We start from the raw sequence: 10638 nt of genomic DNA, 5'->3' as shown, positions 1-10638 counted from the left end.
TTTGGCCGTTGGCTGGGGGCTTTCTCCGAGACTGCTAGGATTGGTCGGCATGACCATGTTGGTGCTTTTGCGACTGACGGTGGGATGGCATTTTTACACCGAAGGGATCGAGAAGTATTCTTCGGGGAATTGGACCGCCACCCCGTTTTTTGCCAATGCAAAAGGACCGTTTGCCGAACATTATCGTGGACTTGTCTGGGATAATGAGGGTAAAATTCGATTAGACCGCGAACGTGTCGATCAGGAATGGAAATACCAGTGGGCGCTGGTCAGCGACCACTACAAATTTGACGGGAAACAAAATCGCCAAGCCCAAGACGCCTACAAAAGTGCGTTGCAGCAATATGACTGGGCGATTGAAGAGCACGCCAACGATTTAGAAGAATACGAGCTTGGAAAAGAACGCCAAGCTAAAATGGATCGGGACCCCGTGCGTAGCGGAGTTTCAAGTTTAAGCGGACAGCGCGAAACCATTCGCAAAGAATGGAACAGCAAAGGTGCTGGCGCGATGGACGAAATCGAAAAAATCTGGAAGAACTACTCCTCGTCATTGCTGGCGATCGCGACTCCGGAACAGATCGCGACCCATCGTGTTTTCAAACCGACACTGCCTCGTTCGGCCCGGATCGACACCAGTGTGATCGATGCAATGGTGCCTTACTTTGACATCGCCGTGGGGTTGTGTCTGTTGTTCGGCTTGTTCACTCCGGTCGCCGCGTTAGCGGCCGCTGGTTTCCTCGCTTCGGTCTTCCTTAGCCAATATCCTCCCACATCGGGCCCGGGATCGACCTATTACCAACTGATCGAAGCGATGGCGTGCCTTGTCCTTGCGGGCACGGGTGCAGGACGCTTCGCCGGCCTGGATTACTTCCTACATCTGATCGTACGCAAATTTTGCGGCCCGGAAGCCGCCGAAGCCTAATCCGGATCCGCATCCAATAGGATCCGCATTTCCACTCTTTCAAAACAACGACTCAACAATAGCGACAAGGTACAGAACGATGGTCGACAAACTTTCTGCTGAAGAACGAAAAGTTGGCGAAGACAACTATTACGAAGCCGTGGGAAGTTACTACGACGTCAATCGTCGTGACTTTCTGCGTGGCATTGTTGCTGCGGGTGCCGTCAGCGGTGCGGGACTCGGGGCGGCCTACTTTGGCTACGGCAAAGTCAAAGATCCGGTCCGCGTCGCGGTGATCGGAACCGGCGACGAAGGCAACGTATTGATCGGAGGCTGTAACCCGGATTACGTCGAAGTCAAAGCGATCTGTGACATCCGCCCCTACAGCGAACACCGCGCGTTCCATGGGGATTGGTCCAGTTCGTCGGCATTGGTGCGGCGCCCCGGACTGATCAACGTCGCGGGTTACAAGGACGAAGCCGAGGCGCGGCGAAACGTCAAAGTTTACAACGCCGAAAACGGCGGGATCATGGAGTGCCTGAAGAACCCCGACATCGAAGCGGTGATCATCGCATTGCCGCTATGGCTACACGCCCCAGTGGCCGCTTTGGCGATGGAAAAAGGGCTGCACGTGTTGACTGAAAAATTGATGGCACACAACGTCGCGCAGTGTAAAGTCATGTCGCGAATGGCGGGTGAACTCAAAGACCAAAACGGCAATCCGCTGCATTTGGCCACCGGTCACCAACGTCATTACAACGTCAAATACGACAACGCAATCAATCTGATCCGCTGGGGTCTGCTCGGCCAATTGCACCACATCCGTGCCCAATGGCATCGCGGCAATCTGCCCGGTGGCGATAGTTGGTCGATGCCGCTTCCCGGCGGTGAAAAGATCGTCGGTAGCGACAAGAAATTTGATCGCATCGCCCGCGACTTGGCCCACCGTGTCAACCAATTGAAAACGGAAAAGGATCCCGACGAGATCGTGCGGTTGCAAAACGAAATCGCACTCTGGACCGCTTGGGATCAAGACAAAAACGTTGACCCCAAGGAGTTCGGTTACCAAGATTTCACGCTGCAAGGCAAGATTTTCACGGCGATGGAAGAACTGCATCGCTGGCGTCTGTTTGATCGCACCGGGGCCGGTTTGATGGCCGAACTTGGCAGCCACCAACTCGACGCGGTCAGCATCTTCCTGAGCTCGTTGCGTGACGATGGCAAGAAGGTGCATCCGCTTAGCGTGCATGCCGTCGGCGGCCGCCATATCATGCCGCTCGATCGCGAAGTCGGGGACCACGTTTACTGCATGTACGAATTCCCTGGCCCCGAGTACTCCGAAACCTTCGATGTCGGCTACTACGACCGCGTCGAAAAGTACCCGAACGAAAAGAACCCCGGCAACGGCCCGGTTCCTGGCTACGATACCGACCCCAACAAAAAGGTCGTCGTCACCTATTCGTCGATCAACGGCAACGGTTTCGGCGGCTGGGGCGAAGTCGTGCTGGGTAGCAAAGGCACGCTGATCCTGGACAAAGAAACCGACGTCATGCTGTACCGCAACAGCGACACCAGCAGCAAAGTCGGGATCGCCAAGAAGAGTGGCGGCTACGCACTGGACACCAGTGCCAGTGGCGACTTTGCCGCACCGGTGGCCAAAGCTGCCGACTCGGGTCCGGTCAGCCGTGGTTACCGCGAAGAGATCGAGCACTGGGCCTACTGCATCCGCAACCCCGACAAAGAAAACCGACCGCGTTGTTACCCCGCGGTTGCGATGGGCGACGCAGTCATCGCGTTGGGCACCAATGTCGCTCTGAAAAACGCCAACGCGGGCAAGGGCGGTTATCTGGAATTCAAGGAAGAGTGGTTCGATATCGACAACGACGCAACGCCCGATGGCAGCAAGATCGCAGTCGAACGCGAATTCATGAAAAAGCCGGTTGCGTAAAGCGGCGGATCAATACGCTTGACAAGTGGTGAGCCCTCAAGCGGCTCACCGCTTGAGGCGACACGTTGAAGGATTTTCCGGTAGCAACCTTCACCAGAAGGTGGTGACGCGAATTGCGAGGCACCCATCCACACTCGGGCGAGCGTAGCTACAAAACGCAAATGCCTTAGTTTGCTGCCTTAAAATGCCTCGCAGCGTTATGCTTGAGAGGCTCTTTTTCGACCTCCGTCCTGACCACTGCTTTAGTGCCCCACTGCTTTAGTGCCCCACTGCTTTAGTGCCACAGTAGCGTCGGGGCTGTTTGCTTGCCGCCCTGGTTTGCGGTATCGATGCTTTTTTGTTGTTTTGGCCGTCCGATCACTCTCGTTGCCGGTTCGTCGTGGCCAAGAAAAAGACCAAAGTGGTTCGCGCGGCACCGGACGTCGCCTCACCTGACGGAAAACCTGTCATCGCCTTTGCGACGCCTTCCTTGTTTGATCGATGGCTCGGCAAACACCACACCGATCACGCCGGGCTATGGATCCAGTTCTTTAAGAAGGACAGTGGGTACAAGAGCATCACTTACGCGGAAGCACTCGATATCGCATTGTGCCACGGATGGATCGATGGCCCGGTGCGGAAAGGGGATGACGTCTGCTGGATCCACAAGTTCACCCCTCGGAGGAAACGGAGTTCCTGGTCCCAAATCAACAAGACTCACATCGCGCGACTCGAACGTGCTGGCCTGATGAAGCCCGCAGGTCACGCCGCAGTCGAACTGGCCAAGGCCGATGGTCGCTGGGATGCCGCCTACGCATCGAGTTCCACGTTCGAAGAGTCCGCCGATTTCCTTGCCGCATTGCAAAAGTCCAAGCAGGCCAGCAAGTTCTACGCGACACTCACAAAAGCCAAACGCTACGGCTTCTATCACCGGCTTCACAGCGCCAAGAAGCCCGAAACAAAAGCAAGAAAGATTCTCGAGTTCATCGCCATGCTGGAACGTGGTGAGACGTTTCGCTAGCCAAGGCAAGAGGCGGCTACCAATCCCGCGTCCCCATCTGCGGACATGCATGAACAGATCTACGATCGCTCGCGTGACGTTGTTTAGCATCAGCTAATACAATGTTGCGAAGCCGCTGAGCCCTCCCAACGTAGCTTTTGCGGTGCCAATGGCGACCGTCATCGATTCAAGGAAAATCAATGTCCGCGAAAGCATCTGTTTTCATTGCCACCAGCCTCGATGGGTTTATCGCCCGTCCCGATGGCAATCTGGATTGGCTCGACGAAGCGAACCGCACCGTTGCTGCCGAAGAAGATTGCGGTTACGCAGCTTTCATGAGTTCGGTGGACGTGCTGGTGATGGGCCGCAAGACCTTTGAGAAAGTTCGCTCCTTCGGCGATTGGCCCTACGGCGATACCCAAGTGGTTGTGATGAGCCGAACCCCGGTAGCGTTTCCTGCCGAGTTACCAAAATGCGTTACGCACTCGTCAGAAACACCGGCGGATCTCTATCGCCGATTGTCCAGCCAAGACGCCAAACACCTCTATATCGATGGCGGCAACACCGTGCAGCGTTTCCTCAATGCGGGTTTGATCGATGAGATCACCCTTACCGTCGTCCCGGTACTGATAGGCGACGGCATCCCGCTGTTTGGTCCGCTTGTAAAAGACATCAAGCTGACTCACCTCGACACCAAGATTTTCGAATGCGGGTTCGTGCAAACGAGGTACGCGGTCGTTTAAGAACTGCTGAAACATCGCTGCCAAGCAGTCAATCGGAATGGGCGAGCAGGCGATTTCAAGCCTAGCGTGGTGGCAGCGAGCCACGTTGGGTGTGTTCTCCGCTGCTCAAATGGCGTGCTCGTGAACGAGTCGCCACCAGGGTGACGAAGTTACCACGCTGGACGACCCGGCCATGCTGGTTGACCAATTGGCGAAGCCAGGTCACTCGGCCGGCACGACGACCGTGCTGTTGAATTTGCACGACCTCGGTGACGACCTGTACCCGGTCGCCAAAGAAGATTGGAGCTTCGAATTGCCAATCCGAGATCCCGACCAAGGCCAGTGTGGATGCGTTGGGATGATCGCTGCCTAGCCCCGCCAGCACACTCAATCCCAGCAAACCATGAGCGACCGGTTCTCCGAAGGGCGACGCCGAGCTTTCGCTGCAATGCAGCGAATCGTGATCCCCCGTCAAGCGGGCAAAATCAGCAACATCGTCTCCCGTGATTTCACGCCAAGGGCTCGACCAACGGTCGCCAATGTTCATGTCCTCAAGAAAAAGCGGCTTAGTGTCGGTGATGTGATTCAACGATCGCTCGAATTGTGGCTTGAGGTTCGTGCATGGACGGCTGCCCCACACACAAGGGGTGGATGAACGTATAATCATGCCGTGAAATGAAAGAAATCAAAAGGCGTCTTTGCAGCAATTACAATAAAACTCGTTTTTGCAGCTGCAAGCGATCGGATTACATCAGGTGAGAAATTTATTCGTTTTCCAGTCGGACTTTGAATTTCTCGCCCTCAAGTCCCTTCTCTTCGATTTCGTTCCTCGCTAATACTTTCCTCCCTAGCCTATCCCCACCCCTCATCCAACCCAACCCACCCGCGGAGAAGAAGTGCTCACATTGCTCCCCCAAAACAGATGTTTTCCCGTCATTCCCGGCACCTTGCTGGCCCTGACAGCGGTTTTGTTCGCGTGCTCCAGTTCCGCGGTGGCAGAATCCCCCGCGGCGGCGTTTCATGCCAGACGGATCGCATTGGATGCCAACGAAGGGATCGCCGCAGGTGATATCGATGGCGACGGCAAAACCGATTTGGTCGCCGGTCGCTACTGGTTCTCCGCGACCGATTGGGCCGCACGCCCGCTGCGTCACATTGACGACTGGAACGGCTACGTGCAAAGCAACGGCGATTTCCTGTTCGACGTCAACGACGATGGACGCCTTGATGTAATCGCCGGGTCGTTTGTGCCCAGCGAGGTCTATTGGTACGAAAACCCTGGTCCCGAAGCGCTGCGACTTGGAAAAATGTGGCCCAAACATTTGCTGGTCGATACCCAAAAATCACAGAACGAGGCGCAATTGATGCACGACCTCGATGGCGATGGGGTCCCCGAATGGATCGTCAACAGCTGGGCCAAAGATGCGCCGACGATGGTTTGGCGACTAGTAAAGAAAACCACTCCGGTGAGCAAAGAAGATCCGGCCGCCTACGAATTTGTCCCCCATCAATTGGCCGCACGAGGCAATTCGCACGGCATGGGCATCGGCGACATCAACCATGATGGACGTCTGGACGTGCTGACAGGCAAAGGATGGTACGAGCAACCCGAATCTGCGGCGTGGGAAAACGAGTGGACGTTTCACGACAACTGGGAACTGCACGCCAGCATCCCGATGATCGTCGTCGACTTGGATGACGATGGCGACAACGATTTGATCTATGGCAATGGACACAACTACGGATTGCTGTGGAAAGAAAATACGGGCGTCGACGAAAACGGCACCATTCAATTCACAGAACACGAAATCGACCGCAGTTTTAGCCAGCCGCATACGCTGGCCTGGGCCGATCTGGATGGCGACGGTGCGTCCGAGTTGATCACCGGCAAACGCTACTATGGACACAATGGGAACGACCCCGGTGGAAACGAGATGCCTTGTTTGTATTACTACGACTGGAACCCCAAAGAGAAAACGTTCACACGGCACACGATCGAAGAGGGGCATGTCGGCTGCGGTTTGCAAATCGTGACCGCTCAGCTGAACGACGATGACAAAACCGACATCGCAGTCGCTGGTAAAAGTGGTACCTACTTGTTGCTAGCAAAATGAGCACGGAAACGACGTCTTGTGAGGCGGGTTCACCCGACCCCGCTTCGCTCACCATCCGCCAGGCTCAAGAGCAGGTGGACCAGTGGATCCAAACGATTGGTGTTCGCTATTTTGACGAGATGACGAATCTGGCCCAGCTTGTCGAAGAGGTGGGCGAGGTGGCGCGCATTCTGTCGCGAACCTGTGGCGAGCAATCTTGCAAGCCAGGGACGAATTTGGGGGATCTGGGGGATGAATTGGCCGACGTGCTATTCGTCACGATTTGCTTGGCAAATCAGTCGGGGATCGATTTGAGCAAGGCTCTGCAGCGAAATTTGGACAAGAAGACGCGGCGGGATGCGACGCGGCACCACGACAACCCAAAACTTCAGCGCTAACACGAAAACGTAACGGCTCAATGCTTGGATCGCGGAAACCACTGGATCGCGGAGTCCACTGGATCGCGGAAACCGAAATTCTTGACGACTTCCGCGACGACGCCCCGCCCCTATTTTGAGCCGAGAGAACGCCCTTCGCACATTTCTATTGATCCCAAGTGGCATCGTAAGCTATCACCCACCAGATCTAGTTCATTTCTCGATTGCCACCGAGTTAGCTGATGCAAGGCAGGAAGCCAAAAGTCACTATTGATTCCGTCCCCGGGCGTGTTCGCATCCACGTGTTGATGGCAGTCTGCGTTGCCTTGATTGCGGCGGGCGGATGCACGTCGTTTTGGCACGGCGGAGCCGACGAGAACGACAAGGACGCCCGTCTTCGCGAATTGATGAAAGTCCCGAAGCCGCCGGATTTGATCCGTGACGCTTCGATTGTGCAGGGGATGAACACGATTCAAGTCGATGGTGTTGCCGCGATCAATGGACTTGCTGGCACCGGTGCTGCGGCGATCCCTTCGGTGTATCGCGATCAATTGCTCGAAGAAATGCGTCGTCATGAGGTCCAAGACCCGAACCATTTTCTTGAACTGAATGAAACCGCCTTGGTTCGCGTGCGTGCCTACGTCCCTCCCGGTGCTCGTCGGGGCGATCCGGTTGACCTAAAAATCAGCTCGCCGCCACGAACCGAAGTGACCGATCTGCATGGCGGGTGGATGCTCGAATCGCGACTCCGTCATCAACAGGTACTGCAGAGCAGCGTGCGACAGAGTGAAGTGATGATCGTCGGCACCGGCCCGGTGCTGACACGCGCCGACCATGATCCGGCAACCGATGCCGCCTATCGAATTGAAGGTCGAGTCCTGGGTGGCGGCCGGATCCAGATCAGCCGTAAACTCGGTTTGATCCTGCGACCCGAATTCCAGCACGTCAAAATGGCTTCGGCAATCACGGACGCCATCAACCGACGTTTCTACTTCTTTGATGGCACCACTCGTCGAGGCATCGCCAAAGCGATCGAAGACGACTACATCGAAATCGAAGTCCATCCACGTTACCGAGACAACATCGGCCGCATGATGGCGGTGGTCCGTGCGATGGGAGTCGCCCCGGAATCCTCGGCGACGCAAACCCGATTGGTCAATCTGGGCAAACGATTGTCCGAACCGGCCACGTCCTCCGATGCCGCACTTCAACTCGAAGGCTTGGGAGACAGCGCCATCCCGACGCTGCTGCAAGGTATTAAATCGAGCAATCCCGAACTCCGCTTCTATGCCGCCGAAGCATTGGCGTATCTCGATCGCCCCGAAGCGATTGAACCGTTGATCGAATCGGCGGTGCAGACCAGTGCGTTTCGCCATCCTGCGTTGTTAGCTCTGCAGGGGATGGAACAGCAACTGGCAATCGAGGGTTTGGCCCGCATGATGAACGAAAGCAGCCTGGAAACTCGCTACGGTGCATTCTGCAGCATTCGTCGCCGCCCGGATGGTCGTCAACATCTGAACGGCCGAGTCGTTGGCACCACCTTCCGGATGTATGAAGTCGCCCCCGATGGCCCAGCAGCCGTCATCGTTTCGCTACGCGAAAAACCCGAAATTGTCTTGATGGGACGCCCGCAAGCTCTGAAGATTGGATCGTTTTTGATGGGGCCCTCGGGGCTGATCTTGAAAAACGACAGCGAAAAACCGGGATACCTTCGCATCAGCCGCTTTCAAGCGGGCCAGGAGGATCGTCTCTTGATCGTCCCAAGCTCGCTGGCGATGGTGGTGGAAGGGATCGCCGAAGTCGGTGGCGGATACGGTGATGTCGTCGCCGTGTTGCGAGAAGCGAAAAAGAAAGGGTTCCTGGTAGACCAATTGGCGATCGACCCGTTGCCTCAATCGATGCGAACCTATTTCCGCGACGACCATCATGACGGGGCTAACGAAGAGGATGCGGCGCCAGAGCCCGATACGGCGCTGCCAATCGAGTAGCACCGTGGCGATCAAGTTGTACGGGTGTTATTTCTAGCGGCGCGGGGCTCGCCCGGTAAATCTCGAACGTTTCACTCGCGGCAACCGAGCGGGTTAGATGTAGAACATCGTCGCTTCGCCGTGACGACACTGCTCGACCAGATCGCTCAAGCGAACACTGCTGAGCATTTCCCGGGACGCCTCGCTCGCTTTGTCCCAAACGCGTTGCAGCGCCTCGTCCGTCTCGGTGGCCTGTTCTGCGCCGCAGGTGTGGCCTTCTTGACACCCCATCGCCTCAGCGACATCAAGCAGAGTGATCTGCTTTGGATCAATCGCCAAGCGGTATCCCCCTTGGCTGCCACGCACGCTTTGCACCCAACCGGCCGTTCGCAAGGTCCGCAGGATCTGAACGAGAAAGGGACCGGGAATGTTATGTTGGTCCGTGATCTCACGGACTGCCACCGGCGCCGTATCATCGGCTCGCATCGCGAGCTCGAGCATGGCGAGACAGGCGTAATGGACGCGTGCTGAAATAACCATAACTCCGGCCTCCGATTACGACGAATGCAAACCACATTCGGTTTTCTGAAAACCCGACCAACGTCCCGCTCGCTCGTCTTCGCCAGCCAACACCGCTCGGGTGCAAGGCTGACATCCGACACTCGGGAACCCTTGGTCATGAAGCGGGTTGTAAGGAATATTTTCCGATGTGATCAACGACCACACCTCTTTCTTCGTCCAATTCGCCAGCGGGCTGATCTTCACTAACTGGAACTTACGATCCCAGCCAACAATCGGGGCCTTGGCACGATCGGGACTCTGATCACGACGAATCGCGCTGGCCCAGGCATGCCAACCTTTGGCGGCTTCATGCAACACGCTTAATTTTCGATCAAAGCAGCAGCGGTTCGGATCGGTCTTGTAGACCGGACCGCCATTGGCCGCTTCGTACTCTTGGACCGTCGTCTTGGGATACTTGTACTCGACTTCGATGCCGTAGCGTCTCTTGACCGTTTCACGCAACTCGAGTGTCTCGGCAAACTGGTATCCGGTCTCCAAATTAAAAATCGGCGTTTCCGGAGCGATCTCGGCCAACATGTGAATGATCGTCATTCCCTCGGGACCAAACGCCGTCGCCATCGTGAAATGCGGCGCAAAGCGGTCGACCGCCCACTTCAAAATCTCTTGAGGCGTCGCGGTTTCCAACGAATCGCTGTCGCGCTGTAGCTCCGCCAAAAATTCATCGGTGGGCTCCAACGGCGGATCGGCCGCCAAGGCACCGCGAGGCTCCCCCGAGTCGAGCGAATAAAGCTGTAGCGGACTCGAATCAGTGGCTTTGGGTTGGGTCATTTGCGAGCTCGACTTGGTGTCCAGCGAATGGGCATGGGCTGCAGACATCGTTCTTTCAGTCAGCTTTTGAGGACTTGGTTTTCCAAATACTACAATCATGATCTACTTAGTCAAGTATGATTGTCGGCGTTTGTGAGTTCAGAATTGAACGATTCTGCGGATTCGTGGCGGCCCACCGCGTCCGCAGGGGAGGTCGAGGCTTCGCTAACCGGAGGAACCTTCACAAATTGCCCCGTCTCAACACGCTTTCCTGCGTGTAGAATGGGGCATCGGCCCTATGTCGCCGGATGACTCTGGATGC

The 10638-nt window shown here is 56.1% G+C and carries 10 protein-coding genes; 7 read left to right on the top strand and 3 right to left on the bottom strand.

Features of this window, described 5'->3' with window-relative positions:
• The first annotated feature begins 1 nt into the window (after position 1).
• From ABX962_RS19265 to ABX962_RS19250, 4 genes are all read left to right on the top strand, one after another.
• Positions 2 to 922, top strand: a complete 921-nt coding sequence (locus ABX962_RS19265; RefSeq protein ID WP_372721658.1) for a DoxX family protein — start codon at positions 2 to 4, stop codon at positions 920 to 922.
• A gap of 79 nt (positions 923 to 1001) precedes the next feature.
• Entirely contained in the window at positions 1002 to 2849 is a 1848-nt protein-coding gene (locus tag ABX962_RS19260; protein WP_372721657.1) for a Gfo/Idh/MocA family protein, read from the top strand.
• Between the two features lie 379 nt (positions 2850 to 3228).
• Positions 3229 to 3849 (top strand): YdeI family protein, encoded by a 621-nt coding sequence (locus ABX962_RS19255; protein ID WP_372721656.1) that lies wholly within the window; start codon positions 3229 to 3231, stop codon positions 3847 to 3849.
• Between the two features lie 179 nt (positions 3850 to 4028).
• Complete coding sequence (locus ABX962_RS19250) at positions 4029 to 4571, top strand: dihydrofolate reductase family protein (protein WP_372721655.1); 543 nt, start codon at positions 4029 to 4031, stop codon at positions 4569 to 4571.
• A gap of 61 nt (positions 4572 to 4632) precedes the next feature.
• Here the strand turns inward: ABX962_RS19250 and ABX962_RS19245 are convergent, their stop codons facing one another.
• Positions 4633 to 5139, bottom strand: a complete 507-nt coding sequence (locus ABX962_RS19245; protein ID WP_372721654.1) for a MaoC family dehydratase — start codon at positions 5137 to 5139, stop codon at positions 4633 to 4635.
• Positions 5140 to 5542: 403 nt separating this feature from the next.
• Here ABX962_RS19245 and ABX962_RS19240 point away from each other — a divergent pair, with 403 nt between their 5' ends.
• The 3 genes from ABX962_RS19240 (at position 5543) to ABX962_RS19230 (ending at position 9008) form a co-directional block, all read left to right on the top strand.
• A complete protein-coding gene (locus ABX962_RS19240) occupies positions 5543 to 6664 on the top strand; it encodes an FG-GAP-like repeat-containing protein (protein ID WP_372721653.1) in 1122 nt (373 codons plus the stop codon).
• Positions 6661 to 7041: a nucleotide pyrophosphohydrolase gene (locus tag ABX962_RS19235; RefSeq protein ID WP_372721652.1), complete on the top strand. Its 381-nt coding sequence runs from the start codon at positions 6661 to 6663 to the stop codon at positions 7039 to 7041. The genes ABX962_RS19240 and ABX962_RS19235 overlap by 4 nt, the downstream gene beginning before the upstream one ends.
• A 287-nt stretch (positions 7042 to 7328) precedes the next feature.
• Positions 7329 to 9008, top strand: coding sequence for a flagellar basal body P-ring protein FlgI (locus ABX962_RS19230; RefSeq protein WP_372721651.1), 1680 nt, complete (start codon positions 7329 to 7331; stop codon positions 9006 to 9008).
• Positions 9009 to 9101: 93 nt separating this feature from the next.
• Here ABX962_RS19230 and ABX962_RS19225 read toward each other — a convergent pair whose 3' ends face one another.
• Positions 9102 to 9527 (bottom strand): Rrf2 family transcriptional regulator, encoded by a 426-nt coding sequence (locus tag ABX962_RS19225; protein WP_372721650.1) that lies wholly within the window; start codon positions 9525 to 9527, stop codon positions 9102 to 9104.
• A 15-nt stretch (positions 9528 to 9542) separates the two neighbouring features.
• Positions 9543 to 10337 (bottom strand): phosphoadenylyl-sulfate reductase, encoded by a 795-nt coding sequence (locus ABX962_RS19220; protein WP_372721649.1) that lies wholly within the window; start codon positions 10335 to 10337, stop codon positions 9543 to 9545.
• Between the last annotated feature and the right edge of the window lie 301 nt (positions 10338 to 10638).

The sequence above is a fragment of the Novipirellula sp. genome, from assembly GCF_041583735.1.
Lineage (GTDB): Bacteria > Planctomycetota > Planctomycetia > Pirellulales > Pirellulaceae > Novipirellula.
The sequence above is the reverse complement of the archived record's forward strand: the minus strand, read 5'-3'. Positions and strand labels throughout refer to the sequence as shown.

Coding starts and splice junctions, on each gene's coding strand:
- ABX962_RS19225 (WP_372721650.1), bottom strand. CDS start 9,527: ATGGTTATTTCAGCACGCGTCCATTACGCCTGTCTCGCCATGCTCGAG.
- ABX962_RS19235 (WP_372721652.1), top strand. CDS start 6,661: ATGAGCACGGAAACGACGTCTTGTGAGGCGGGTTCACCCGACCCCGCT.
- ABX962_RS19260 (WP_372721657.1), top strand. CDS start 1,002: ATGGTCGACAAACTTTCTGCTGAAGAACGAAAAGTTGGCGAAGACAAC.
- ABX962_RS19230 (WP_372721651.1), top strand. CDS start 7,329: ATGGCAGTCTGCGTTGCCTTGATTGCGGCGGGCGGATGCACGTCGTTT.
- ABX962_RS19220 (WP_372721649.1), bottom strand. CDS start 10,337: ATGACCCAACCCAAAGCCACTGATTCGAGTCCGCTACAGCTTTATTCG.
- ABX962_RS19250 (WP_372721655.1), top strand. CDS start 4,029: ATGTCCGCGAAAGCATCTGTTTTCATTGCCACCAGCCTCGATGGGTTT.